The organism is Novosphingobium sp. fls2-241-R2A-195, from assembly GCF_030209485.1.
In the GTDB taxonomy this organism is placed as follows: Bacteria; Pseudomonadota; Alphaproteobacteria; order Sphingomonadales; family Sphingomonadaceae; genus Novosphingobium; species Novosphingobium resinovorum.
In genome coordinates this window covers 40045-64547 of record NZ_JARVRY010000008.1, presented here as the reverse complement: position 1 = coordinate 64547, position 24503 = coordinate 40045, and the positions used below count along the sequence as shown (strand labels likewise).

Annotated in this window: 24 protein-coding genes and 1 pseudogene; 11 read left to right on the top strand and 14 right to left on the bottom strand. The window is 64.1% G+C overall.

The window, feature by feature from the left end:
• Positions 1-123 precede the first annotated feature (123 nt).
• From QRN25_RS08720 to QRN25_RS08710, 3 genes are all read left to right on the top strand, one after another.
• Positions 124-2793, top strand: coding sequence for a hybrid sensor histidine kinase/response regulator (locus tag QRN25_RS08720; protein WP_285018779.1), 2670 nt, complete (start codon positions 124-126; stop codon positions 2791-2793).
• Positions 2794-2817: 24 nt separating this feature from the next.
• On the top strand, positions 2818-3315 hold the full coding sequence (locus QRN25_RS08715; protein ID WP_350224243.1) for a response regulator: 498 nt from the start codon (positions 2818-2820) through the stop codon (positions 3313-3315).
• 79 nt (positions 3316-3394) lie between these two features.
• The gene (locus QRN25_RS08710) at positions 3395-3724 is read left to right on the top strand and encodes a (2Fe-2S) ferredoxin domain-containing protein (RefSeq protein WP_285018777.1); all 330 of its coding nucleotides are present in this window, start codon (positions 3395-3397) and stop codon (positions 3722-3724) included.
• Between the two features lie 434 nt (positions 3725-4158).
• Here QRN25_RS08710 and QRN25_RS08705 read toward each other — a convergent pair whose 3' ends face one another.
• The 3 genes from QRN25_RS08705 to QRN25_RS08695 form a co-directional block, all read right to left on the bottom strand.
• Positions 4159-5079: a cation efflux transmembrane domain-containing protein gene (locus QRN25_RS08705; RefSeq protein WP_285018775.1), complete on the bottom strand. Its 921-nt coding sequence runs from the start codon at positions 5077-5079 to the stop codon at positions 4159-4161.
• Entirely contained in the window at positions 5076-5519 is a 444-nt protein-coding gene (locus QRN25_RS08700) for a hypothetical protein (protein ID WP_285018773.1), read from the bottom strand. The genes QRN25_RS08705 and QRN25_RS08700 overlap by 4 nt, the downstream gene beginning before the upstream one ends.
• Positions 5520-5715: 196 nt before the next feature.
• Positions 5716-5883 carry a DUF1328 family protein gene (locus QRN25_RS08695; RefSeq protein ID WP_008832344.1) on the bottom strand — a complete coding sequence of 56 codons (168 nt, stop codon included), beginning with the start codon at positions 5881-5883 and terminating at the stop codon, positions 5716-5718.
• A 228-nt stretch (positions 5884-6111) separates the two neighbouring features.
• Here QRN25_RS08695 and QRN25_RS08690 point away from each other — a divergent pair, with 228 nt between their 5' ends.
• The 8 genes and pseudogenes from QRN25_RS08690 to QRN25_RS08655 all read left to right on the top strand — a co-directional run.
• Positions 6112-6294: a DUF3008 family protein gene (locus tag QRN25_RS08690; RefSeq protein ID WP_285018770.1), complete on the top strand. Its 183-nt coding sequence runs from the start codon at positions 6112-6114 to the stop codon at positions 6292-6294.
• A 202-nt stretch (positions 6295-6496) separates the two neighbouring features.
• Positions 6497-7255 (top strand): meso-2,3-butanediol dehydrogenase, encoded by a 759-nt coding sequence (gene budC / locus QRN25_RS08685; RefSeq protein ID WP_285018769.1) that lies wholly within the window; start codon positions 6497-6499, stop codon positions 7253-7255.
• 39 nt (positions 7256-7294) lie between these two features.
• Positions 7295-8992 carry a thiamine pyrophosphate-dependent enzyme gene (locus tag QRN25_RS08680; protein ID WP_285018767.1) on the top strand — a complete coding sequence of 566 codons (1698 nt, stop codon included), beginning with the start codon at positions 7295-7297 and terminating at the stop codon, positions 8990-8992.
• A 67-nt stretch (positions 8993-9059) separates the two neighbouring features.
• Complete coding sequence (locus tag QRN25_RS08675; RefSeq protein WP_285018765.1) at positions 9060-9698, top strand: glutathione S-transferase family protein; 639 nt, start codon at positions 9060-9062, stop codon at positions 9696-9698.
• 103 nt (positions 9699-9801) lie between these two features.
• Positions 9802-10329, top strand: a complete 528-nt coding sequence (locus QRN25_RS08670) for a 2Fe-2S iron-sulfur cluster-binding protein (RefSeq protein ID WP_285018762.1) — start codon at positions 9802-9804, stop codon at positions 10327-10329.
• Positions 10326-11303: an FAD binding domain-containing protein gene (locus QRN25_RS08665; protein ID WP_285018759.1), complete on the top strand. Its 978-nt coding sequence runs from the start codon at positions 10326-10328 to the stop codon at positions 11301-11303. The genes QRN25_RS08670 and QRN25_RS08665 overlap by 4 nt, the downstream gene beginning before the upstream one ends.
• Positions 11300-13627, top strand: a complete 2328-nt coding sequence (locus QRN25_RS08660) for a xanthine dehydrogenase family protein molybdopterin-binding subunit (RefSeq protein WP_285018757.1) — start codon at positions 11300-11302, stop codon at positions 13625-13627. The genes QRN25_RS08665 and QRN25_RS08660 overlap by 4 nt, the downstream gene beginning before the upstream one ends.
• A gap of 73 nt (positions 13628-13700) precedes the next feature.
• Positions 13701-13949: pseudogene (locus QRN25_RS08655) on the top strand (DUF3597 family protein); the annotation flags it as partial.
• A gap of 408 nt (positions 13950-14357) precedes the next feature.
• Here QRN25_RS08655 and QRN25_RS08650 read toward each other — a convergent pair.
• From QRN25_RS08650 to QRN25_RS08600, 11 genes are all read right to left on the bottom strand, one after another.
• Entirely contained in the window at positions 14358-15542 is a 1185-nt protein-coding gene (locus QRN25_RS08650; RefSeq protein WP_285018754.1) for an FAD-dependent monooxygenase, read from the bottom strand.
• 392 nt (positions 15543-15934) lie between these two features.
• Complete coding sequence (locus QRN25_RS08645) at positions 15935-16192, bottom strand: hypothetical protein (RefSeq protein WP_285018751.1); 258 nt, start codon at positions 16190-16192, stop codon at positions 15935-15937.
• Positions 16189-16503 (bottom strand): hypothetical protein, encoded by a 315-nt coding sequence (locus QRN25_RS08640; protein ID WP_285018749.1) that lies wholly within the window; start codon positions 16501-16503, stop codon positions 16189-16191. Before QRN25_RS08640 ends, QRN25_RS08645 begins: the two co-directional genes overlap by 4 nt.
• Positions 16504-16547: 44 nt before the next feature.
• Positions 16548-16835: a hypothetical protein gene (locus tag QRN25_RS08635; protein ID WP_285018747.1), complete on the bottom strand. Its 288-nt coding sequence runs from the start codon at positions 16833-16835 to the stop codon at positions 16548-16550.
• A 61-nt stretch (positions 16836-16896) separates the two neighbouring features.
• Positions 16897-17679 carry an SDR family NAD(P)-dependent oxidoreductase gene (locus QRN25_RS08630; protein ID WP_285018744.1) on the bottom strand — a complete coding sequence of 261 codons (783 nt, stop codon included), beginning with the start codon at positions 17677-17679 and terminating at the stop codon, positions 16897-16899.
• A gap of 10 nt (positions 17680-17689) precedes the next feature.
• A complete protein-coding gene (locus QRN25_RS08625) occupies positions 17690-18889 on the bottom strand; it encodes a zinc-dependent alcohol dehydrogenase (RefSeq protein ID WP_285018743.1) in 1200 nt (399 codons plus the stop codon).
• Positions 18889-19464, bottom strand: a complete 576-nt coding sequence (locus QRN25_RS08620) for an SRPBCC family protein (protein WP_285018741.1) — start codon at positions 19462-19464, stop codon at positions 18889-18891. Before QRN25_RS08620 ends, QRN25_RS08625 begins: the two co-directional genes overlap by 1 nt.
• A 139-nt stretch (positions 19465-19603) precedes the next feature.
• A complete protein-coding gene (locus QRN25_RS08615; protein WP_285018738.1) occupies positions 19604-22720 on the bottom strand; it encodes a TRCF domain-containing protein in 3117 nt (1038 codons plus the stop codon).
• Between the two features lie 266 nt (positions 22721-22986).
• Entirely contained in the window at positions 22987-23166 is a 180-nt protein-coding gene (locus QRN25_RS08610; RefSeq protein ID WP_285018736.1) for a hypothetical protein, read from the bottom strand.
• A gap of 126 nt (positions 23167-23292) precedes the next feature.
• Entirely contained in the window at positions 23293-23589 is a 297-nt protein-coding gene (locus QRN25_RS08605) for a UvrB/UvrC motif-containing protein (RefSeq protein ID WP_285018732.1), read from the bottom strand.
• Positions 23589-24434 (bottom strand): oxygenase MpaB family protein, encoded by an 846-nt coding sequence (locus QRN25_RS08600; protein WP_285018730.1) that lies wholly within the window; start codon positions 24432-24434, stop codon positions 23589-23591. The genes QRN25_RS08605 and QRN25_RS08600 overlap by 1 nt, the downstream gene beginning before the upstream one ends.
• Between the last annotated feature and the right edge of the window lie 69 nt (positions 24435-24503).

Here is a 24503-nt window from a genome sequence, read left to right as displayed (position 1 = left end):
CGTTTGTGTCAAAGGACACACAATTACCCCTTGTCTGATCGCGTGTTATCTAGGCCAGGCATTTCGTCGCACGCCGCGGCCGCGGCCGCTTGACATGAGGGTTAACCGGGAAGACGAGAGCGCATGTCCGAACACGCTGCTCAAACCCTTTCCCTGCCCGCTGACCTTGCCGCGCGGCTTGCCTCGCTCACGCGTGACGGCGGATTTTCCGATGAAGCCGCACTTATCGAAAGTGTGCTGGGTCAACTCTCTGCGAGGACAGAAGCGACTGCAGGCTGGCCCTACGGAGGAGGCGAATGCGGGCGCCGTATTCGCGAACTTGACTGGTCCGCCAATCCGCTCGGTCCGATTGGAAGTTGGTCACTGGAACTGCGCGCGACCGTTGCCAATATCGTGAACTCTCCTGTCGCCAAGGTGCTGATGTGGGGGCCAGAGCACGTGATGCTTTACAACGATGCCTATTCCATCGTTGCAGGCCCCAATCATCCCCAGGCGCTTGGCGGTACAGTGCCCGGGATCTGGCCTGAGATCTGGGACTGGAATCGTGAGATGTTGGCCGCCGGAATGCGCGGCGAATTACGGTCCTATCGCGATCAGATCCTGGTCCTGAAGCGTAACGGTTACGCCGAGCCCGTGACGTTCGATTTGTTCTACACCCCAGTCTATGAAGCCGATGGCAGTATCGGCGGGGTGATGTGCACCTGCATAGACAATTCTGCGCGGATCGCCCTTGAGGCGGACGTGGCCGCCAGCAACAAGCGTTTCCGCACTGCGATGGAGGCCATGCACGGTGTCCTGTGGACCAACAGCGCCGACGGCCGAATGCTGGGCGAACAGCCTGCATGGGCTGCCCTGACCGGCCAGTGCCTTGAGGAGTATCAGGACTACGGCTGGGCGCAGGCTGTCCACCCAGATGATCGCGAACCGACGATCGTGGCATGGAACGCCGCCGTGGCGGCCAAGGCCATGTTCGTCCATGAGCATCGCGTACGCCGCCATGATGGGGAATGGCGCACCTTCGCCATTCGCGGACTCCCCGTTCTTGACGAGGGTGACACGATCATCGAATGGGTCGGGGTCCATTCGGACATCACCCACCAGCGCGCTGCGGAAGAAACACTGCGCGAGCTCAATGCGACGCTCGAGGCCCGGGTGATCGCCGAGATCGACGAGCGACGTCAGGCAGAAGTCAAGCTGGCCCAGGCGCAGAAGATGGAAACCGTCGGCAAGCTAACCGGAGGCGTTGCGCATGATTTCAACAATTTGCTTCAGGTGATCTCCGGCAACCTCCAGTTACTCGCGAAGGACGTCTCGGGGAACGAGCGCGCCGAAGCCAGACTGACCAATGCCTTGGCGGGCGTCACCCGAGGCTCGAAGCTCGCCAGCCAGCTTCTTGCCTTCGGTCGCAGGCAGGCTCTCGAACCCAAAGTGGTGAATGTCAGCCGCTTCGTGCGCGGCATGGACGACATGCTGCGCCGCGCAATCGGTGAAGGCATCGAACTGGAGACCATCGTTGGCGGTGGTTTGTGGAATACTTATATCGATCCAGTCCAGGTCGAGAACGCCATCCTCAATCTGGCGATCAACTCGCGCGATGCGATGGATGGCCAGGGCCGCCTTACCATCGAAGTCGGGAACGCCCATCTCGACACCGAATATGCACTCACGCACGATGAAGTGACGCCTGGCCAGTACGTGATGCTGGCGGTAAGCGACACAGGGACAGGGATGTCGCGCGAGATCATCGACAAGGTTTTTGAGCCATTCTTCTCGACCAAGGGCGAAGGCAAGGGGTCAGGCCTCGGCCTCTCGATGGTGTACGGCTTCGTCAAGCAATCCGGCGGACACATTAAGATTTATTCGGAGCCGGGCGAAGGCACGACCATAAAGCTGTACCTTCCCCGGTCGATGGAAAGCGAAGATATCGAGGTCCAGGTCGACAATGGGCCGATCGTCGGCGGCACCGAAACCGTTCTGGTGGTCGAGGATGACGAAGAGGTTCGCGCCACCGTTGTCGAGATGCTGACCGATCTTGGCTACCGCGTCCTGAAGGCGCCCGATGCGGGGGCCGCGCTGATCGTGATCGAAAGCGGCGTACCAATCGACCTGTTGTTCACCGACGTCGTCATGCCCGGCACCCTCAAAAGTCCGGAGCTGGCACGTAAGGCGCGGGAACGACTGCCTTGCATCGCCGTGCTGTTCACATCGGGATATACCGAAAATTCGATCGTCCACGGTGGCAAGCTCGATGCCGGAGTGGAATTGCTCTCCAAGCCCTATACACGCGAAGCGCTGGCCCGAAGGCTGCGCCACGTGATCGCGAACCAGCGTCAACGAGCCGGCGCCGAGAATCCAGGGCACACTGAAGGGCGTCCGGCCCATGACCAGCAGGTCATCGACGGCGCCCGTGCCCGCGGACCGCGCACGGTCCTGCTCGTCGAGGACGATCCGTTGATCCGGTTCAACACCGGCGAGATGCTCGAGGACGCCGGCTACGTGGTTGTGGAGGCGGGAAGTGCGGAAGATGCGATGTCAGCCTTGCAGACCGCGCCGATCGACATCCTTGTCAGCGACATAAATCTGCCGGGAAGCTCGGGCATCGATCTTGCCAGCCGCGCCAGGGACCTTCGGCCATCAATTCGCATTGTCTTTGCCTCCGGAGATACCTCCCGGGCTGGTGATATCGATGGCGCGATCTTCCTCGCAAAACCCTACGGAAGCGGAGAACTGACCCAGGCTATGGAAGATGCAATCCGGTCGCCGGCGCCGTCGACCGGTTCCAGACTGAGTTAGGGCCCCAGTCGGAAGAATGGGCTGATGTCTTCGGTCTGCCGCATTGCCCAGGCCATGCGGGAACCGGTAGCACACGTGCGTCTTCATTCAGTATCCGACCCCGGCAAGCGTTGTAGGGGCGAAGGCAGAACGGAAGCTCACAGGTTGGGGCAACGCATTCACGAGGCGCCATGCATAGTCCTCATCGTCGAGGATGAACCTCTCATCCGAATGATGGCCGAGGATATGGTAATGGACGCCGGGCTGATCCCGCTCTGTGCCGCCGACGCGCATCAGGCGCTTCGTATTCTCGCTGATCACGACGATATTGCGATCCTCTTCACCGATGTCGACCTGCCTGGTGATTTCAATGGCCTCGATCTGGCACGCAGGGTCCACGCGAGCGGACTTGGTCTTGATATCATCATCACGACAGGCCGATGCGAGCCGGACGAAAGCCTGCTTCCGGCGGGTGCGCAGTTCCTTGCAAAGCCCTATTCGGGAGCGGAGCTGCTAAAAGCCATTCACACTGCTGAATGCTGACGCGCTGACCTATACCAAAGCACGCCCCCGCCCCTGGATGCCGAGTTGTTTTCTCACCTCTGGTTCATAGATCATAATCATGCTGCGCCAAGTCTCCTCCAGAACCCGATATATCGCCCTGATTTGTGGAAAATGCTCTAAGAAGGTCGGTGGCGGCTTTGGGCAGAAAGGCAAGACAGCGCTTGCCAAGATGCTGAATGACGCAAACGGGGGGAAGAAGGGCAGGAAAGCGCAAATCCTGGCGGTCGAAACCAAGTGCCTCAAACTTTGTCCCAGGGGCGCAGTTGTTACGATTGCCGCGTCGCATCCCGATACATGGCTGCTCATTCAACCTGGAACACGCCTCGACGAGGTCCGCGAGCAGATGGGCTTCGGGGCTCGTACCCGCAAGGATGACCAAAGCAAGTGAACGAAGCCGTCTGAAAGACGGGATTGGTGTTGCTGTCAGCTGGCCCCAGCTCTTGTACGACCGTTGCGCAGATCTCATGAAACGGCGGCGATGAAGGCGCTAAGATCCGCCAGCATCAGCTCCGGCTTCTCGAACGCTGCAAAATGGCCGCCGCGCGGCATTGGTGTGTAGCGAATGCATCGAGGGCGAGTTCGGCCCGTTTCGGCACAAGATCGGTTTCGCGCAGAACCAGACCGCGCTGCAGTTCGTCATGAACCTGAAACGCTTCACAGCACGTCGAAAGCCACTAGCGGGGCAACGGGACTTGTCGCTTCGCCAGAATGCTTCCAGCCGAACCCACAGGTGGGAAAACGGGCGAAGTCATCACCCAAGGGAGCGGCAGGGCAATCGCCCCCGTGCGGTATTCGCAATCCTCGCGATAGCTAAAATTTTCCTCAATCCTGGATGGGGGGGATGAAACTCACCTGCGCCAGACGCCATGCACGATCCGGCGGGCCCGGCCAGTAGTGGCGGGGATGACGCGCTTCGGACGGCGGATGTATGCCGTGCACCTCGGCTCGGATCAGTCGGCCCGTTTCGCGAAGGCGAATGGTGGCAGAGGGAAACTCGCTGCACAGCCGCTTCTCGAGTTCCCGTGCGTCGCCGGACAATCGCGGGCTTGAGAGAGCACGAGGCGATCCATCGATCAATTCTGCGGTGGAGGAGCGAAGAGCCTTAACGCCGTCACTGATGACATCGACGGAAATGAGCGCCGCCGCAACCGAGTCTGCCCACCACCAGCCGAGACCTAGTCCGACAATCCCGGCGAGCCCTGCAGCACCGGTGAGCCAGTTCGCCTTGTTCATCAGGGCGTCGGTATGCAGCAGCTTGTCATTGAGCTTTTCCGCCAGTGGCAATTCCTTGCGGCCAATCAGCATAGGCGGGACAAGGGAATACAGCTGCGCAGCGATCATCAGCCATCCGAGCCAGAGATCATGCCCCAATACAACCACGGACCCGACGGTCGCGTGCTCGGCGGCGATCAGCGCTGTCACTGCATTGTAAAGCAGCAGCAATCCAACCGCGGCAAGCGCCACGGCGGCCGCGAAAAAGCCAAGGCCGTTTACGCGTTCGAACCCAAACGGAAATTTCCTGGACCGCTGGCCGCGCAATTCCATCTTCGCCGCGACCAGAAACATGATGGGCGGCACCACGCCCAATGTATCTTCGACCCAGGCCGTCTTCATCGTCTCGCTCTGCCCCAGCACCAGACCCATCGTCAGGATGATGGTCGCGGTCCAGAACAGGTTCCAGTATTCCAGTCTGATAGCGGCACGCATCGTATCGCGCAGTTCGTCCGGCAGGCTGTTGCTCATTGTGCCTTCGCCCGCTGGGCAATGCTGCGCGAAGCGCGTTCGACAAGCACGATCCAACGGTTCTCGCCGTTGCGCATGGCCGCCTTCATTTCGATCTGCTGCCTGCCTTCATCCCATGAACCCAGCGGCGGACCAAAACTTACCTCGGTCTTCCACGGGCTATCCTTGGCAAAGGCTCCAACCACCAGATCGATCTTCCCATCGGCAAGGTCGCTAAGAAGGGCGTCCGCTCCACCTCGCGATCGCTCGGCGTGCGCGTCGGAGGCATGTTCGATCTCCTGGACAAGTTGATCGATTCCCGGTCCGCGCTCGTACCCGGCGACTACTCCGACGGTAAACTTCCTCGTGTGCTCGATCCGCCGAAGCGTACCGCTCGCATCCTGAGGCATGGCCTGACACGCAGACAGTAAAAGAAGGAGGCCGGCAGTCAGTCTTTTCATCGTGCGCCCCCCTTTTATTGACGAATTTTCCTAACCAACAAGCGGTATGTGATGGTCTTGTGCCCGGACTCGGTTTGCAATTTTCCATGCCAATACAAAATTCGAGATTCGCGAGGAAAGGCCATGCAAATTTCTTGCGCCCCTGCCCCGAATGGAGGCCTTTGGGGCGCAACCTGTTACAGGATTTGGGAGGAAATCAGGGAGCCCTGGTACCGCGTCCGAACAGATACCCGAGAACGAGAACGACGAGCGCCACGATCAAGAAGATTTTGGCAAGGCCTGCGGAAAGCCCGGCGACTCCCCCGAAACCCAGAAGCGCAGCCAGGACTGCGACCACGGCGAAAATAATTGCCCAGCGAAACATCAGGCGTCTCCCACTTTTGAAGCGCTACATCGATCCTTCCTACGAGCTCCAACGTCAGAACCTGCAGACATTATCAATGTTCCAAGTGCACTCCTCGCAATGCGAGCCCCAAGGATTTAGTCGTGAGGTCGCCCCCCGAATTTTCAGAAATGCCGCTTTTGTCGACAAGACTTCGGCGAGACCAAACTGCACCGGTGTGCGTTAGCTTGGGATTGAAGGAGACCGATCATGCCCGCAAAATCCAAAGTGCAGCAAAAGGCCGCCGGGGCGGCGCTGTCCGCCAAGCGCGGCGAAACGCCCAAGTCGCATCTAAAAGGGGCCTCAAAGGATATGGTGAAATCCATGAGCGAGGAGCAGCTTGAGGATCTTGCCTCCACCAAGCGCAAAGGGCTGCCTGAACACAAGGACTGAGGAATTCCGGTCGGCGCAACACCTTGCCCCATCAATGCAAGGAACCACACGGCTCGTGTGAAGGTTGGAAAAAGGACATTGGCGATGTTTTTCCCGGACATCGGCCGATCCTCCCGGGGGCTGCGCCCACTCGCGCGGCCCTTTTCCAATGCGTGCGCCGCGCTGAAGCAGCGAAGCGCCCTGCAACAAGGACAGCTCCATCATGTACCGTTTCAGCGGCAAGACCGTCATCGTCACCGGCTCCAGTTCGGGTATCGGCGCCGCCTGCGCCCGCCGATTTGCGCAGGAAGGTGCGAACGTAACGCTCGTTGCCCGTACCCGCGAGAAGCTGGAGGCGGTCGCTGCCGATCTCGATCCGGCCTGCACCCTCGTATGCGTCGCCGACGTGTCCTCGCGCGGTGACGTGGCGCGCATGGTGGAGCAAACCGTCGCGAAGTTCGGCGGGATCGACGTTCTGCACTCCAACGCGGGCATCGCGGTGATGAAATCGTTCGAGGACACCACGCCCGAGGACTGGCGCCAGACGATGGCGATCGACGTCGATGGCCCCTTCCACTGCGCGCAGCTGGCGCTGCCGCACCTGAAGGCCAGCAAGGGCTGCATCGTTCACACCGCTTCGGTGTCGGGCACCGGCGGCGACTGGGACATGACTGCCTACAACGCCGCCAAGGGCGCGGTGGTCAACTTCACCCGCGCACTGGCGCTCGACCTCGGCAAGTTCGGCATCCGCGTCAATGCCGTGGCTCCCGCCCTTACCGAAAGCGACCTGACCAGGGACATGCTGGACGACGAAGCGCTGATCGCGAAATTCCACGAACGCTCGGCGCTGGGCAAGCACGCCAGGGCAGAGGACATCGCCGGTCCCGTCGCCTTCCTCGCATCCGAAGATGCGGCGCTGGTGACGGGCGCGATCCTCGCCGTCGATGCGGGGATCTCCGCCTCCAACGGCCAGCCTGCCTGACCCGCGCACAGCTTTCCCGTTATCCGCAGGAGTATACCCATGTCCCTTACCGTAGCCGAACTGCTTGTCGCCACGCTTGACGAGATCGGCGCCCGTCAGGTCTTCGGCATTGTCGGCGATGCGCTCAATCCCTTCACCGATGCGATCCGCCGCCAGGACAAGGTCCGCTGGATCGGTGTGCGCCATGAGGAAGGCGCCGCGCTCGCCGCCGCAGGGCAAGCCAAAGTCACCGGCCGCCTTGGCGTATGCTGCGGCACCACCGGCCCGGGCGCGAATCACCTCGTCGCCGGGCTTTACGAGGCCCGCAAGGACCACGCGCCGGTCCTTGCCATCTCGGGCGGCGTCGCCACCGCCAAGCGCGGCAGCGACTACCTGCAGGAGGACGATCCGGTCGCGCTGTTCCGCGACGTCGGCGTCTACAGCGAGATCATCGCCTCGCCCGATCAGGCGGCAGCGGTGATCCAGCAGGCGATCGCGCATGCGTATGGCGAGCGCGGCGTTGCGCACATCTCCATCCCGCCCGAGGTCTTCGCCGCGAAGGTTTCGTCGTCGGTGCCGAGCATCGCCACCCTGCGCCCCCGGCCCGAAGTCGCACCGGCAGCGGCCGACATCTCCGCGCTGGCGCAGATGATCGGCGAGGCGAAGACCGTGGCCGTCCTATGCGGCTTTGGCTGTCACGCCGCTGCGGAGGAGCTGAAAGCGCTCTCGGACCGCCTGAATGCACCGCTGATGCATACCTATCGCGGCAAGGACATCCTGCCTTACGACGATCCGCGCTGGATCGGCGGCATCGGCCTGATCGGCGGGCGGCCCGGCGTCGATGCCCCGCACCAGGCGGACCTCATGCTGATGCTGGGGACCGACTACCCCTATTCCGAGTTCCTCCCCACCAAGACGCGTGTGGTGCAGATCGACGAACGCGCCTTTGCGCTGGGTCGCCGCACCCCAGTTGCCCTCGGCATCGTCGGATCGGTGCGCCCGGCCTTGCGCATGCTGCTCGACGCCCTGCCGCAGCGAAGCGACACCGCCTTTCTCGATGCGGTGAATGCCGACCGCGCGAAGTGGGACGCGATGCTGGACGAAAAGGCCGCGCTCGATCGATCGCCCGACATGCTTCACCCGCAGGCCGTCGCCCGCGCGGTCAGCGATCGTGCCGCCGATGACGCGGTGTGGGTCACGGACACCGGCGAGGTCACGCTGTGGGCGGCGAACTGGCTGCGCCAGAGCGGGCGCCAGCAGATCACCGGCTCGTTCAACAATGCCGCCGTCGGCACCGGCATGGGGATCGCCAACGGCGTGCAGGCACTCGACACCGAGCGGCAGGTGATCCTCCATGCGGGCGACGGCGGCTTCACGATGCTGCTGGGCGAATTCATGACGGCGGTGGAGCACAAGCTGCCGGTCAAGGTCGTGGTCTACGACAACAGCACCTGGGGCCTCGTCCACCTTGAAATGGAAGGCGCGGGCGTGCCGCCGAGCGAAGGTGCCTCGTTCCCAAACCTCGACTTCGCCGCCTTCGCACAGGCCTGCGGTGCGCGCGGGTTCACGGCACGAAAGCCGCACGAACTGACCGCCGCCGTGGATGCCTGGCTCGCCGAACCCGGCCCGGCGATCCTCCATGCCGTCGTCAATCCTGATGAGATTCCCGCCATGCCGCATATCGATCCCGGTCAGGCGCTTCGTTTCGGGATTTCCAAGGTGAAGCAGGCATTCGGCGCTCTGACGCGGCGGGGCTGAGGGCGGCAACCTAGCCGCTCGCCGTCGGTTGGCCCCGTACGCGTAATCGACGGAGAGGCATGCACCGATGATCGTCGTCCACCATCTGGAAAACTCGCGTTCACAGCGCGTTCTGTGGCTGCTCGAAGAACTGGGCCTGCCTTACGAGGTCCAGCGCTATGAACGCGACCCTGCGACGATGCTAGCGCCTCCGGAGTTGCGGCGCATTCATCCGCTCGGCAAGTCGCCCGTCATCGTCGATCGCGAGCCTGCCGGCACCGAGCGGATCGTCGCCGAAACCGGCGCCATCGTCGAATACATCACGACCAAAGCCGATGGGCGGCTGGGCAAACCCTATGGTGAGGATGCAGCGCTGCTCTATCGCCATTTCCTGCATTATGCCGAAGGCTCGCTGATGCCGCCCCTGCTGATCAATCTGGTGCTCGGTCGGATTCCGCTTCTCGGCAAAACCGCGCAGAAGAAGCTGCAGCCGATGATCGACGTCCATCTCGATTTCGTCGAACACGAATTGTCATTCCGGCCTTGGTTCGCAGGCGATACATTCACCGCCGCGGATATCATGATGAGCTTCCCGCTAGAAGCGGCACGCGATCGTGGCGGGCTGGACGTCCGGCGCCCTGCGACGATCGCCTGGCTTGACAAGATCCACGCGCGACCGGCCTATCGAGCAGCCCTCGAACGCGGCGGACCCTATCGCTTCGTCTGAAGGCGACGCCATCATGCCGCGATGCAGGCGCGCAAGCACCCATTGCGTTACAGATAAGCGTCTTTCGACCAGCAGACGTATCCATCGTCAGGAGGTTCGTGCGATGAGCATTGTCGTTAATGGAGTGCCTGCCGAGCTCCCCTCCGACCCCCGCGTGTCCCTGCTGGACTTCCTGCGCGATCGCCTCCACCTGCACGGGACGAAGAAGGGCTGCGATCAGGGCGCGTGCGGTGCCTGCACGGTTCTGGCCGACGGGGAACGTATCCTGTCATGCCTCGCGCTGGCGGTGCAGTACGACGGACGCTCGATCACGACGATTGAAGGCGTCGGCACTGCCACCGATCTGCATCCGCTGCAGCAGGCCTTCATCGAACATGACGGCTTTCAGTGCGGCTATTGCACGCCCGGCCAGATCTGCTCAGCGATCGGCATGGCGGACGAACTGCAGCGCGGTGTCCCCAGTCACGTTACGGATGACCTCGACGCCCCGACAATGCCGTTCAGCACCGAGGAAGTCCGCGAGCGAATGAGCGGCAACCTGTGCCGCTGCGGCGCGCATAACGGAATCATCGATGCCATCGCGGCAACGTTTGCGCCGTCACCAATGCCCGAAACGGACGCAGCGGAATGACACCTCTGCGTTACGCCCGTGCCGCCGATGCTCAAGATGCAGTGCTGCAGGCCGGAACCGGCGCGCGTTATCTGGGAGGCGGCACCAATCTCGTCGATCTGATGCGCGAGACGATCGAGCGTCCCGAAAAGCTGGTGGACGTGTCCGGGCTTGCCATCGGTATCGAGGAGACGGATGACGGCGGCCTGAAGATCGGCGCCGGCACCCGAAACACCGCGATTGCGGCGCACCCCCTCGTAAGGCAGCGCTACCCCGTGCTTGCCCGCGCCATCCTTGCCGGTGCCAGCGCCCAGATCCGCAACATGGCGACAGCGGGCGGCAATCTGCTCCAGCGCACCCGCTGCGCCTATTTCTACGACGAGAGCGGTTCGCGCTGCAACAAGCGTCAGCCGGGACAGGGCTGCGACGCGCTCGACGGTTTCAACCGGAACCACGCGATCCTTGGTGCATCGGACGCCTGTGTCGCGGTACACCCGTCGGACATGGCCGTCGCGCTGGCGTCGCTCGATGCCGTCGTCCACACACGCACCGTCAAAGGCGATCGGCACATCGCGCTGACCGAGTTGCACCGCCTGCCGGGCGATCGCCCCGACATCGACACCGTACTGGAACAGGGCGAATTGATCACCGCGATCGAACTGCCGTCTGCCCTCCCCCGCTCGACGTACCGCAAGGTGCGGGACCGTTCGAGCTACGCCTTCGCGCTGGTCTCGGTGGCAGGCGCGATCGCCGTCGAGGACGGGCATATCCTCGATGTGCGCCTGGCCCTCGGCGGCGTTGCGCATCGCCCTTGGCGCGCACGGCGCGCCGAAGACGTCCTGCGGGGCGGCCCTGTCGGACAGGTCGCCTTCGCAGCCGCAGCCGATGCCGATTTGAGGCAGGCCTGCGCGCTGCGGGATAACGGCTTCAAGATAGAACTCGCCCGCCGCACGCTCGTCGCCGTGCTTGAGGAACTGACGGGAGACCCGGCATGAACATCGCCAAGGACGCCAAGGGCCTCGTGCAAGGCATGGCGCAGGGCCTGATGGCCAAGGCGGTAGCGCTGGCACCGGACAACTGGGTGCCGGGCGGTGTGCCCGATCCGCTGATCGGCCAGCAGCATGGTCATCTGGGCCGCGCGGTATCGAGGATCGACGGGCCACTGAAGGTCTCTGGCACCGCGCGGTTCGCGGCCGAGTTTCCGATGGAGGGCATGGTCTATGCGGCCATCGTCTTCAGTACGATCGCGAAGGGCCGCATCGCGAGCCTCGACGCCGCTCACGCGCTGGCCGCCGAAGGTGTGGTCGAAGTGATGACCTACCGCAATGCGCCCCGCCTCTCGCCGCCTCCTGCGTTCATGTCAAATCCCAAGGCGGCGGGCGGGGACAGCCTTCCAGTGATGCAGGACGATCAGGTCCACTGGAATGGCCAGCCCGTTGCCGTCGTGCTGGCGCAGACACAGGAACAGGCCGATTACGCCGCCTCTCTGGTCGAAGTGGCCTATGAGAGCGCCCCCGCCGTCACCGCTTTCGACGAAGCCCGTCCGGGGGCCAGACCCGCGATGTTCATGGGCCAGCCGCTGCATGACGAGAAGGGCAAGGCCGAGGCTGCGCTGCAGGCTGCGGCCGTGCGGATCGATGCGACGTACCGGACCCCGCGCCACAACCATAACGCGATCGAGTTGCACGCCGTGACGGTGGCCTGGCAGGATGATGTCCTGCGCATCCACGACGCCTCCCAGCTTGTCAGTCATACCGCCTGGTCGCTCGGGCAGATGTTCGGCATTCCCGAGGACAAGGTCATCGTCACCTCGCCTTTCGTCGGCGGCGGTTTTGGCGGCAAGTGCATGTGGCAACATCATGTGCTGGCTTCCGCCGCCGCGCAGCTTTGCGGGCGCCCGGTACGACTCGTCCTGTCGCGCGAAGGCGTCTATCGGCTGGTCGGCGGCCGTTCGTTGACCGAACAGCAGGTCAGCCTTGGCGCGGATGCGGACGGCAAGCTGAAAGCGCTGATCCATCGCGGCCTCACCGCCAAGACGCCGTCGAACGTGATGCCGGAGCCGTTCATCCTCGCCGCCCGCAGCGCCTATGCCGCCGAGACGATCGAACTCGATGTGCATACGGTCGAACTGGACTTGCTGGCCAATACCTTCATGCGCGCGCCGGGCGAATCGGTGGGAACTTTCGCGCTGGAATCGGCCATGGATGAACTGGCCGAAGCGCTGAGCATCGATCCCATCGAACTGCGCATCCGCAACGAACCCGAGGCCGATCCGCTGAACGGACTGCCCTTTTCCTCGCGCCGCATCGTCGATGCCTGGCACACGGGCGCGCAGGCGTTCGGGTGGGAGACGCGTAGTGCGGTTCCCGCCAGCCGACGCGAAGGCGAATGGCTCATCGGCATGGGCTGCGCCAAGGGTACCTATCCCTACTACCGCATGCCCGGCGGCGCTGCACGGCTGACCATGACCCCGAAAGGCGCCAGCGTAGGGATCGCCGCGCACGAAATGGGAATGGGCACGGCCACCGCGCAAGTGCAGGTCACCGCCGAACGGCTCGGTTTGCCGATCGAGGCGGTGGATTTTCATTATGGCGATTCCACGCTTCCGGGCACCGTGCTGGCAGGAGGATCGCAGCAAACCGCCGCCATCGGCGCAGCCGTTATCGCGGCGCACCGCCTGCTTATCACGGAACTGCTGGAGATCGTCGGCAACGATTCCCCTTTGGCGGGCCTCAAGCCTGACGACGTGGCATGCCGGGATGCCGGTCTTTGCAAGCGTGACGAACCCGAGCGGCACGAGACATACGCATCGATCCTCGCCCGTGCGGGTCAGGACAGCATAGAAGTGACGGGCGAAGGGCCACCGCCGCTCGAACTCATGCACTGGTCGATGCACAGCCATGCGGCGATGTTCTGCGAGGTACGCGTCAATGCGATCACGGGCGAACCGCGCGTCAGCCGCTTCCTCGGTTCCTTCGACTGCGGGCGCATCCTCAATCCCAAGACCGCGACCAGCCAGTTCCGCGGCGGCATCATCATGGGCCTTAGCCTGGCGCTGATGGAGGAAACCCAGATCGACGAACGTAATGGCCGGGTGATGAACCCGAGCCTGTCCGAATACCATATCCCCGTCCACATGGATGTGCCCGAGATTGACGTGATCTGGACCGACATTCCAGACCCCCACACGCCGATGGGCGCGCGCGGCATCGGCGAGATCGGCATCACCGGCACGGCCGCAGCGGTCGCCAACGCTATCTACAATGCGACGGGAAAGCGAGTCCGCGACCTGCCGATCATGCTCGACAAGCTGCTGTGATGGATATCAGCAACCCTATGTAACGCCCGCCTCTCCGAACTCTTGTTCTGCTCTCGAGCGCGGATGATATTCCGGCGCGGTGCTTGATGCGATGGCCTCAATGAAGGCGGATCATGGCGGCAATTACCGCACGTCCATTGTCGATCTTCTCAAGCTGCTCGATCTCGATTCAAGTCTCGCCGCGCGCAAGGAACTTGGTGAGGAGCTTAACGTCCACGCCGGGGCGGACGGCACCGCGGAACAGAACATCGCCCTTCATCGTGCGGTGATGGACAAGCTCGCCAGCAATGGCGGCATCGTGCCGGATAGCCTGCGCGGTTGAGCTGGCTGGACGGGGCGGCGGCGCCGATTCGCGCTGTAGCCGCGTTTTCAACGCGTCTTGGTGGGGCGCGGAATAGTCATCCTGATCTGGTGAATGCTTCCCCGCCCCATACCGGCCTGCCCGCGTACGTGGCTTGGCGCCCCGCCGTATCGCCTTGCTAGATGCCGCATGCCGTGAAAATCGACGAGGTTACTCGGCGGAAGGCTTGTTACACGCCAGGCGGTTCGTCCTGCGCTTGCCGGGCCTGGCTCTGCGCGGAAAAGATTATTCCGCGTCGTCTACGCTACCTCGCAGAACCAGCGGGAGAAGAGCTTAACGCTGCTGCTGTGCTCCTGCTGCCCGTCAACGCCGACAGTGTTTCACCCCGCCCGAGCTTCGCACAAGAAACGCAACAATTCATCAGTGATGTCAGCCGTAGCCTGAAAGATCAACCTCGACCCCGTCACCTCCCAGCAACTTGACTGCAGCGTTGCGAATGGGCGGCAGGCTCGCCAGGCCAAGCGTGCCATGCAGCAACCTGATGCCCAGGCGGGTTTTCGGATGCATGAGCCGCGGCGCGATCTTGGGGATGCGCTGGCCATCTTCGACCATGGGCCGCATCTGCTTCTCGTAGGCGCTGAACGCCTGAGCGACCGTATCCCTGCGGGTGAGTTCCTCGGCCAGCACATAGCCGCCTGTAACAGCCAGGGTCGTACCGACGCCTGCCAATGGCGTGGCGCACCAGGCCGCGTCGCCGGTAAGAACAACGCGGCCCTTCGACCAGCGCGGCATCCGCACCTGTCGAAGCACGTCGAAGTAGAAGTCGTCGGCGTCGTGCATGGCCGCCAGTACGCGGGGTGTCTCCCAGCCTGCGTCCGAGAAGCGATCACGCAGGAATGCTCTTTGCCGTTCGCTATCCCATTCCTGTTCGCCGCCCGGCTCCTTCGAGAGGCACAGCATCGCACGGGTCGTCCCCTGATGATCGGGACGAAGCGAAACACTGCGCTTGCCAGGCGCATTGAACCAGCGCCACATCCGGTTGTCGTCCGGCGTTCGCGGGATGGTGAAGTAAGCGATGATCATGTTCATCCAGCGCGGCACGTTCTCGTCCGCAAAGATGATATCGCGAGTGGTCGAGCCGACCCCTTCCGCGATGACTACGGCGTCGTATCGCTCGATAGTGCCGCTCGCGAAGGTAACCGCCGCCATCTGCTCTTCTTCATCGATCGCGACGATGTGGTCATCGTAGCGAAACGCCACCTCGTTTCCGGTTGCGTCGTGGAGAAGCCGGGCGAGGTCGCCGCGCAGGATCTCCATCTCGGCTGTCGGGCCATCGCCTTCGATTTCGTCGGCATCGAACCTGGCTGCTTCGCTTCCGTCCTCGTTGACCCAGACCGTACCTTGCTCACCGGTTCCACAGTCGAGTGCAGCCTGTTCAAGCCCGAGGCGGCGCAGGACTTCGCGGCCGACACCGCGCACATCGACGTTCTGACCGCCGTCCCGGAACGCCGATGCCCGCTCGACCACCGTGACATCAGCGCCGTGACGGCCGAGCAGTGCGGCGACGGTGTTTCCGGCGATGCTGGCGCCGGTGACCAATATTTTGCGCGTCATGGTTATGCTCCTCGCCGAAAGGATGCCGGCCGTTGTGACGATGTTCCCGCCCGGAGACTGGAACCCTCGCCGAGGCGCAGGCTTTGCCGTTTAAATAACACTGGTGCTCTTGCTCATGGGCAATGCCGTCCCGCTGCCCCAGCGGACGCCTCGCCCATGCCGCCTGAGAGTTCCCGCGTCACCAAATCGATGGCTTTGATCATGGAAGTTGGCTTGCCGCTGTCGCACTCTTGCGCCCGGCCTGGGTCGGCGCAGATGCCGGGGATGGCGTCTCGTGCGCCTCGGCCAGTTTATCGCGGCATTGGAGTGCGCGTTTCTTACCAGCGCCATCTGTTCTCTCGCTTGAACTGACTGCCGCTTAGGTGAACCGCGCAGCCAGTTCTTTTGCTTCGTCATTCCCGCCCTGCGTTGCGTCTCCCGCAAATCAGGTTCGCGGCTCCGTCAGCGGCGGACGGGCTTTCATCCTCCCTGGATGCGGACGGAATGGGATCCGCGTCCTTGGTCGGGGGGCGATTGGCAAAAGGCTTGGCTTCCGCGCCGGCAAGTCCACGGCCGCCTTCGCGATCGGTCTCGGCTTGCGCGTCCACTTCTTCTTGCACGGATGTCTTTTTATTCGAGGCTGGGCCCGGACCTATCGAAACATCGCTCATGAATATCGCTCCTCTTCTTCGAGACTTGGGCCCATGCCCGTCCTGTTTTGCTGCAATGTGCCCTTCCCGGCGCTCGGTAAGCCACCGGGCAGGCTGTCGTCGCGCTGCATTCGCGCGAGGCTGGCCGCGTCATTACCTGCTGCATCGACCGCATCGATATTGGCCCCCGCCTCCATCAGACGGGTATCGTGTCGCCGCGCCCCAGCCTGGCAGCGTCGAACAGCAGTTCCTGCTCGCTCGGGCGAAGGGAGCGGCGGCAGTTGGCGCGGCGTCAATGGCGTTCGATCTTCCGGCTCGTTCAGCGGGCGCATGATCGTGGTTCCTTGAATGGTCCCCAAATGGACGCACAAGGTTCCTAGATTGGGGCGATTTCGTCGAACACGCGAGCCACGATGACCGCGCGCGCGTCATCGTTGACGTCCACCGAAACGGATATCGGCTCGGAAAGCGGCGCGTCGTGGCGCTCCGGCTCCAGATGGGTCGCGGTATCCCCGCCGCTGGGCGTATCGCCCGCGCTGTTTTGATCGCCGAACGACGATACGAACACGTCGGTTCGCTCGAAGCCGTATTCCTGTACCAGTCGCTCGATTGCCAGTTCGGCGTCGCGGCGACTGTTGAATGTGCGCTCTATCGTGGTGTTCATGTCGCTATCCTTTGGTTCGCAGTGCCTGAGGTCAGCGCCTCTTTATCGAGGCACGCCATGGTCATTCGGCGGAGCCGGGCTGCGCCATCTTGCGATGCTGCTCGGCCAGGATCGTCGCAGGAGTGACATGCGCCACCGCCGCCTGGATCTTGTTCTTCCATCCCGAGACGATGTGGGCATCGCCGTTCATCACCGCGTTCCACCCGTCGCGGGCGACGTCGGCCGGATCGCTCTTGCTTTCTGACGCGCCCACGCTGGTGTCGAGCATGTCGGCGCGATCGAAGAACTCGGTCTCGACTGGTCCGGGCATGAGTGTCGTGACAGTCACGCCCTTTGCCTCCTTGATCTCGTTGCGCAGCGCGTCGGCGAAGCTGTCCACGAAAGCCTTGGTGCCGTTGTAGACCGCCTGAAAGCTGCCCGGAATGAAGCCTGCGATGGACCCGGTAATCAGTACTTTGCCATCGTCGCGTGCCACCATTCCCTTGAGCACCTGTTGCAACAGATAGAGGGTGCCGGTGATGTTGGTATCGACCACCCGGCGCCAGTCAGCGACATCCTGCTCGAGGAAACCGTGGCCCAGCCCCCGGCCCGCATTGGCGCAGAGAAGATCAATGCGGCGGCCGGCAGTGGCGGCCAGCAAGGTATCGACGCCTTCCAGGGTCGACAGGTCGGCTTGCACCGCGTCTACCGAAACGCCGTGCAGCCGAAAGTCCTGTGCGGCCGCCTCGATCAGTCCTTCATCTGCGACGACGAGCAGGTCGTAGCCGTTTTCGGCGGCGATGCTCGCCAGTTCGAAGCCGATGCCGGTGGAGGCGCCGGTGACGATCGCGAATTTGTCAGCCATGATGCGTGTCCTATTCTGCCGCGACGGCGGTTTCGGTGAAGCCGGGCTTGAGCACGACCTTGGTGACTTCGTCCTGGTTGTCGTGGAACATCTTGTAGCCCTTGGGCGCGTCCTCCAGGCTCATGCGGTGCGAGATCAGGAAGGTTGTGTCGATCTTGCCCTCGACGATCGCGTTGAGCAGCCCCGGCATGTAGTGCTGCACGCTGGTCTGCCCGGTCTTGAGCGTCAGGCCCTTTTCCATGAAGGCGCCGAGCGGGAACTTGTCGACGATGCCGCCGTAGACGGCGGGCATCGAGACGCGGCCACCCTTGCGGCAGGCGACGATGGCCTGGCGGATCGAGTGGATGCGATCGGTGCCAAGCATCAGCGAGGCCTTGATCTGATCGACCACATTATCGACGAAGAAACCATGCGCTTCCAAGCCCACCGCGTCGATGACTGCGTCAGGTCCGATGCCACCGGTCATCTCCATCAGCGCTTCGTAAGTCTTCGATTGCTTGAAGTTGATGGTCTCCGCTCCGAACCTGCGCGCGAGGTCCAGCCGGTGGGGAAAATGGTCGATGGCGATCACCCGCGCCGCGCCCATCAGGAAGGCGGACTGCACCGCGAACAGGCCGACCGGGCCGCAGCCCCACACCGCGACAGTGTCGCCCGGCTCGATGTCGGCGTTCTCGGCCGCCTGCCAGCCGGTGGGCAGGATGTCGGACAGGAACAGCACCTCGTCGTCGTCGAGCCCGTCTGGCACCACGATCGGGCCGACGTCGGAGAACGGCACGCGCACGTACTCCGCCTGGCCCCCGGCGTAGCCGCCGGTCAGGTGGCTGTAGCCGAACAGGCCCGACATCGGCTGACCGTAAAGCTCCATGCCGATGTCCTGGTTGTCGGCCGGGTTGCCGTTGTCGCAGGCGGAGTACTGGTGCTTGCCACAGTGGTAGCAGCTGCCGCAGGCGATGGTGAAGGGAACGACGACGCGCTGGCCCTTGACCAGCGTCGATCCCGGCCCGGTCTCGACGACTTCGCCCATGAACTCGTGGCCGAGGATGTCGCCCGCCTTCATGGTGGGGATATACCCGTCGTACAGGTGAAGGTCCGATCCGCAGATCGCGGTCGAGGTGATCTTGATGATGGCGTCGCGCGGGTTGAGAATTTCGGGATCGTCGACCGTATCGACGCGGACGTCATGCTTGCCGTGCCAGGTGAGCGCGCGCATCAGGCTGTCTCCTCGTGAAGCTGCGCGCGGGTGCGCGACGAGGTGGCTACTTCGCCGGTTTCCATGAGCTGCTTGAAGCGCCGCAGATCGCGCCGCGCCTGGATCGCCGGTTCGCGCTGGAACATCTTTGCGATGAGCCTGCCCACCACGCCAGCGGGCGGGTCGTAGACGATCGTGGCGGTGACGATGGTGCCGCGATCGCCTGCGTCGCGAAATTCGATGCGGCCGCTGTTGGGCACGTCGGCATCTTCGGTGGAGGCCCAGGCGATCAGTTCGCCCTCCTTCTCCTCGGTGACGAGCGCGTCCCATTCGACCGTCCTTCCGCCTGGCGCCTTGACGACCCAGTGCGAGCGGGTCGGCGACAGCACGTCGACCCGTTCGACGTTGTCCATGAACGTGGGCAGCCGTGCAAAGTCGCGCCAGTAGGCATAGAGTTCCGCGCGGGGCCGGTTGATCGTCACGGTCCGACCGATCAAGGTGTCACCCCGCGTTTCTGGGAGGGTCTGCAAGGCGGCGTCGCGGGTCTCGCGGGATTTTGAGGTGGTAGGCGGCGCGTCGTCGTTCACGGTTGCCATTCCTGCTCTCCATGTTTTCGGATGTGCTGGTGGTCCGGTCGGACCTGACCACTGTTGCAAATGAAACGATCGCCGCGCCCATAAAGACCCGGCACGATCTAAAGATAATCCCGCGGCAGGCACGGCTGGGCCCGATAGGTCAGCATTCGAAACCGTCGAGCAGGCGTTCGACGCGCACGATACGATCGGCTTCGCTCGGCAGTGCCTCGGCAAGGATCCACCGTCCCTTGCTTTGCGCCAGGCCCGTGGCGGCGAAGTCGATCGGGCAATCGCGGCGCGGAGTGAGTGCAATCGCGGCCGGGCCCGCGTCTATGCGCGCGATCCGCAAAGCCCGCGCGGTCAGGCGGATGCGGGCATGGGCCAGCAGCATCGCCGCTTCGGCGGGCAGCGTTCCGAAGCGATCCAGAAGTTCATCATCGAATGCATCGAGCGCCTCTTCGGTCTCGATACGCGCGAGCCGCAGGTAAAGGGACAGCCGCAGATCCGCCTCCGGGATCCAGCTCTCGGGCAGCACGCCGCTCATGCCCACGCAGAGTTCGGGACTCCAGCGCTCGGCGTCCTCGCCGCGCGCAGCCTTCAGCGCGACACGGAGCAGATGCTGGTAGAGATCGACGCCGATCAGCTTCATGTGCCCGGCCTGATCATCGCCGACGAGGTCGCCTGCTCCGCGCATGTCGAGGTCCTGGCCACTGATCGCGAAACCCGCGCCCAGCCGGTCGAAAGTCGCGAGCGTGCGCAGCCGCTTGAGCGTGCGCGCGGCGATAGCATCCTCGCTTTCGATCAGCAGGATCACCTGCCCGCGCCGGTTGCCGCGCCCGACGCGGCCGCGCAGCTGGTGCAGTTGTGCCAGGCCGAAGCGATCGGCACGCCAGACGATCATGGTGTTCGCGCGCGGCACGTCGAGGCCCGCTTCGATGATGTTGGTCGCCAGCAGGATATCCCCCCGGCCAGCCCCAAAGCCGACCATGACGTCGTCGATTTCGGCCGCTGACATTTTACCGTGTGCTTCGACCACCACCAGATCGGGGGCCGCGCGTTTTATCTTCGCGGCGACTTTCGCCATGTCCTCAATACGCGGCACGACCACGAAGCTCTGGCCTCCCCGCCCCTTTTCGCGAGTGAGCGCGGTACGGACGAGCACATCGTCATACTGCCCGATGCTGGTGCGGATAGGCTGGCGCCGGGCGGGAGGCGTGGCGATGACGGACATCTGCTGCAGGCCCACCAGCGCGGCCTGCAGGGTGCGCGGGATCGGCGTGGCGCTCAGGCTGAGGACATGGACGGTCCCCAAGCCGCGCAAACGGGCCTTGTCGGCAGCGCCGAAGCGCTGCTCTTCATCGATGACGACCAGCCCCAGCCTGGCGTAGTTCACGCCCTTCGCCATCACCGCGCCGGTGCCCACGACGATACCGATCGAGCCATCTGCAAGCCCCGCTTTCACAGACTTCCGTTCTGCCGCACTGCTCAGCCGTGACAGGCCGGCGACCTCGATTTTCGTTCCCTCGAAGCGGCGGCGGAACGTCTCCAGGTGCTGCCGCACGAGGACGGTGGTCGGCGCGGCGACCACGACCTGGAAGCCGGCCAGCGCTGCCAGAGCGGCAGCCCGCAGCGCGACCTCGGTCTTGCCATAGCCGACGTCGCCGATGACCAGCCGGTCCATCGGCCGGCCGCTCGCCAGATCGTCGCGGACGGCTGCGATGGCTCCCGCCTGGTCGGCCGTTTCGTTGAAGGGGAAGCGGCCCGCGAAGCGTTCGTAGGCGGCAGGGTCGGGCACCATGACCGGCGCTGTCAGCGTCTCGCGCTCACGCGCCAGAAGCGTCAGGGCTTTCGCGCTCTCGTCGATCGCGGCGTTGATCGCCGCGCGGCGCTTGTCCCAGGATGAGCCATCCAGCTTGTCCAGGCTCACCGCGTCGCCGTCAGCGCCGTATCGCCAGATCCGGTCGGCCTCATCGACAGGGACCAGCCGCCGAGCACCACCCGCATACTCGAGCACGATCCTGTCGATCGGGGACTGGTCGTCGCCCGCGCCGACCGGCGAGGCCTCAAGCCCCCGCACGCGCCCGACGCCATGGTCCTCGTGGACCACCACGTCGCCGCTGCGCACTTCGATGCCGACGTGCCACGGGTTCGCGCCGGTTGGGCCACCAACGCCGATCAATGCGCGACTGCCCATCAGGTCTACCGCCGCGACGAGAACGATGCGCTCGTCGACGTATCCTGCATCGATCGGCACCGTCAGGCTGCCGCCGCAGCCTGACGGCAGGTCATCCAGTGCCGCCCATGCGTCCAGTTCCACGATTTCCATCGACAGGCGCCGGACGACCTTGCCGCGCAGGAAGCGCAGGTCTCGCGCACTGCCCGCCAGCACGAACTTGCGTCCCGCAGCGAGCCGCGGCTTTACGAAGCGCGCCATGGCGGTAAGCGGCGAACGCTCGTTGGCGAACCGCGGCACCGGCGTGAAGTCCGCGTCAAACGGAGCCGCCCTCCAATCCTTGCAGTCCTTTTTCCAGGCGATGTCGTCAATCGCATCCAGGCGATGGGGCGCACCGCCCATAGCGTCGCGGGCAAGCTGGATGAAGCGCCTGCGGCGATGGTCGGCTTTATCGGAAAGAGCGAGTACCCCCGGCGTCAGGTGGGCAAGGATGGACGTCGGCTGGTCAATCGGCGGTTCGGCGGCGCGGCCGATCTCCAGACGCTCCAGATCGCCAACCGTGCGCTGCGTGCCGGGATCGTACGAGCGGATCGCGGCGATCCTGCCCGCTGCCAGCTCGATGCGGGCCGGGCCGCCGGCGTCGGCGGGAAAGATATCGATGACCTCGCCGCGCACCGCCATTTCGCCCGGTTCGTCAACGCGGTCGTCGGCGACATACCCCAGCTCTTCGAGGTGTATCGCGAACGATCGGGTGTCCGCGTCGTCCCCGGGGTGCAGCGTGGGCGGGGCGCTGTCGAACGCATCAGGCGCGGGATAGCGCCGCGCTGCGGCTTCTCCGCTCAGGATGCAGGCGACGGAAGTGCCTTGCACCAAGCGAAGGGCCCGCAGAGCCGACGCGCGGCGCCCCGCGTTCGCCGGCGTCGCGGGAGCCGTGTCCCCCGGAAGTGCGTCGCTGGAGGGCACGTGGACGACATGCCCTTGCGGCGCCAGCGCCTTGACGACTTCGGCCAGGGCCTCGGCCTGCTGCTCGTCGTCCGCCAGGAAGGCGATGGACCTCTCGGCGAGGGTTTGCGCGATGCGCACCGCAGTGAACGCCAGGTTCACGCCGCACCTGAGACGCAGTCGCGCCGTTGGGTTGCGGGGCGTATTGCCCAGTGACTGAGCTCCAGCCGCATGGTCATGTCAGTCAGATTCCGCTCCTTGCCTGTGAAGCTGATCGCCTGCGAGGTGCGGCGACTATCCTGGCTCCACAACGCACAGAGAAAGCGAAAGAAAAGGGGCCCGCCGGCTAAATTTGATTGATCTGTGTTGATGGCGGCATCGCGCCGCACCGGCGTCACCGGGCGGCTGAGCCGAGTCACACCGTTTCGTCAGGCTCCCTTCGCGCGCTGGTCTTCAGGATAGTCTTCGGGCCTGACGGTGCTTTCCGAAGGTCGGTCCTTCAGTTTCTCCGGCTTCTGGCCGCTTTCATTCTGCTTGTGCGGATCGAATGAGTCCGGGCGCGCATCGCCCATCGGGCCGCGCGGAGTTTCCGGATCGCTTTGGGACATGTTGATTTCCTTCGGTTCGGGGCGTGGATAGGGCCGCCGCCCGGTATCGAGGAAGAAAGCCTCCGGCAGGCCCCCGCGTTCCCGGAAGACGCAACGAAGTTATCCTTTCCTACGACCGGGCGCAGGTCAGTCCGGGTCCTTGCGCCTCCTTCGGCGGCCCTTTGTTAGTGGGTCCGGTTTCTTCGGCGGTGTCCATCCAGGAGGTGGCTTTACGTGCCCGCGGCTTGTGCCCAGCCCCATCGCTCCCGGTTGTTGACGAACGAGACCGGAGGGATCGACGTCCTGTGCCGGCCCACCAACCGGCATGCCGCGCAACAGGCTGATCCGGTCGCGCAATTGCGCTGCCTGCTCAAAATCTCCCTGCGCCGCGGCGTCGTGCATTGCACGGTGCAGGTCCCGTAGCTGCTCGTCCTGGCGGCCCATCACCTGAACGCCCACCGCAGCGCCTGCGCGACGCCCAGCGTGCCCGCGCGCACCAGCGGCGTTCGAAGCGGCGAGGGAGACAGGCCATGGAGCGAGCGAGCCCAGCGTGGCAGCAGATCGACACCGGCCTGTCCGGCGAGCCTCCCTGGCAGGCCCGCGAGCCGGTTCGCTGCGATCGGATGCAGGATCAGCCGGGCGACTTCGGCCGTTCGCGCATCCGCCCTCAGCGCCGGACGCATCCCGGTCATCAGGCGGTTCGCCTCGGCCCGCGTGCGCGGCAGGGGTTCTGCCCCCAGCGCCCCGCCGATCAAGGCCATCTCGGCAAAGTAGCGATCCTGATCCGCACGCGACATCCAGGGCTCACCGTAGCGAATCCAGGCGTCGAGGAAGCTATGGGTCTCTGTGACATGCACCCACGCCAGAAGCGCGGGGTCGTTCGCTTCATACGCCGTGCCGTCCGGCAGATGCCCCTTGACGCCATCATGGACGGACCGGACCCGCCTGATCATAGCCTCGGCTGCGGACCGATCGGCATACGTGGTTGTGGCGATGAAGCGGGCGGTACGCCGCAGCCTGCCGTGCATGTCGGCACGAAAATTGGAATGGTCCCACACCCCTGCCAGAACGCCGGGATGCAGCATCTGCAGCAAAAGGCTGGCGATGCCGCCCGCCATCATAGAGGCGACGTCACCATGGACCCGCCAGGCGACCGATGTCGGCGCGAACAGCGCGTTTCGGCTCCTCACCACCGGTGCCTCGCCTTGCTCGCGGTCGTTGAACATGCCGACGACCTGTTGACGGATGGCCCGCTTGACCGGGTTGGACGTGCGATTGCTTTCGCTCATACCCGATACCAACGTGTCACCGTCGCAATCGCTCCTGGGACTGCGGGCGCGTCAGCGTGCGCCAGGTGC

What these genes read in the sequence shown, in the direction of transcription:
- QRN25_RS08630 (WP_285018744.1), bottom strand. Translation starts at nt 17,679, where the DNA reads ATGGCTGACAAATTCGCGATCGTCACCGGCGCCTCCACCGGCATCGGC.
- budC (WP_285018769.1), top strand. Translation starts at nt 6,497, where the DNA reads ATGTACCGTTTCAGCGGCAAGACCGTCATCGTCACCGGCTCCAGTTCG.
- QRN25_RS08695 (WP_008832344.1), bottom strand. Translation starts at nt 5,883, where the DNA reads ATGTTTCGCTGGGCAATTATTTTCGCCGTGGTCGCAGTCCTGGCTGCG.
- QRN25_RS08680 (WP_285018767.1), top strand. Translation starts at nt 7,295, where the DNA reads ATGTCCCTTACCGTAGCCGAACTGCTTGTCGCCACGCTTGACGAGATC.
- QRN25_RS08620 (WP_285018741.1), bottom strand. Translation starts at nt 19,464, where the DNA reads ATGGCAACCGTGAACGACGACGCGCCGCCTACCACCTCAAAATCCCGC.
- QRN25_RS08715 (WP_350224243.1), top strand. Translation starts at nt 2,818, where the DNA reads ATGTCTTCGGTCTGCCGCATTGCCCAGGCCATGCGGGAACCGGTAGCA.
- QRN25_RS08705 (WP_285018775.1), bottom strand. Translation starts at nt 5,079, where the DNA reads ATGAGCAACAGCCTGCCGGACGAACTGCGCGATACGATGCGTGCCGCT.
- QRN25_RS08690 (WP_285018770.1), top strand. Translation starts at nt 6,112, where the DNA reads ATGCCCGCAAAATCCAAAGTGCAGCAAAAGGCCGCCGGGGCGGCGCTG.
- QRN25_RS08670 (WP_285018762.1), top strand. Translation starts at nt 9,802, where the DNA reads ATGAGCATTGTCGTTAATGGAGTGCCTGCCGAGCTCCCCTCCGACCCC.
- QRN25_RS08600 (WP_285018730.1), bottom strand. Translation starts at nt 24,434, where the DNA reads ATGAGCGAAAGCAATCGCACGTCCAACCCGGTCAAGCGGGCCATCCGT.
- QRN25_RS08720 (WP_285018779.1), top strand. Translation starts at nt 124, where the DNA reads ATGTCCGAACACGCTGCTCAAACCCTTTCCCTGCCCGCTGACCTTGCC.
- QRN25_RS08710 (WP_285018777.1), top strand. Translation starts at nt 3,395, where the DNA reads ATGCTGCGCCAAGTCTCCTCCAGAACCCGATATATCGCCCTGATTTGT.
- QRN25_RS08610 (WP_285018736.1), bottom strand. Translation starts at nt 23,166, where the DNA reads ATGTCCCAAAGCGATCCGGAAACTCCGCGCGGCCCGATGGGCGATGCG.
- QRN25_RS08675 (WP_285018765.1), top strand. Translation starts at nt 9,060, where the DNA reads ATGATCGTCGTCCACCATCTGGAAAACTCGCGTTCACAGCGCGTTCTG.
- QRN25_RS08665 (WP_285018759.1), top strand. Translation starts at nt 10,326, where the DNA reads ATGACACCTCTGCGTTACGCCCGTGCCGCCGATGCTCAAGATGCAGTG.
- QRN25_RS08625 (WP_285018743.1), bottom strand. Translation starts at nt 18,889, where the DNA reads ATGCGCGCGCTCACCTGGCACGGCAAGCATGACGTCCGCGTCGATACG.
- QRN25_RS08660 (WP_285018757.1), top strand. Translation starts at nt 11,300, where the DNA reads ATGAACATCGCCAAGGACGCCAAGGGCCTCGTGCAAGGCATGGCGCAG.
- QRN25_RS08635 (WP_285018747.1), bottom strand. Translation starts at nt 16,835, where the DNA reads ATGAACACCACGATAGAGCGCACATTCAACAGTCGCCGCGACGCCGAA.
- QRN25_RS08645 (WP_285018751.1), bottom strand. Translation starts at nt 16,192, where the DNA reads ATGAGCGATGTTTCGATAGGTCCGGGCCCAGCCTCGAATAAAAAGACA.
- QRN25_RS08605 (WP_285018732.1), bottom strand. Translation starts at nt 23,589, where the DNA reads ATGGGCCGCCAGGACGAGCAGCTACGGGACCTGCACCGTGCAATGCAC.
- QRN25_RS08650 (WP_285018754.1), bottom strand. Translation starts at nt 15,542, where the DNA reads ATGACGCGCAAAATATTGGTCACCGGCGCCAGCATCGCCGGAAACACC.
- QRN25_RS08700 (WP_285018773.1), bottom strand. Translation starts at nt 5,519, where the DNA reads ATGAAAAGACTGACTGCCGGCCTCCTTCTTTTACTGTCTGCGTGTCAG.
- QRN25_RS08640 (WP_285018749.1), bottom strand. Translation starts at nt 16,503, where the DNA reads ATGCGCCCGCTGAACGAGCCGGAAGATCGAACGCCATTGACGCCGCGC.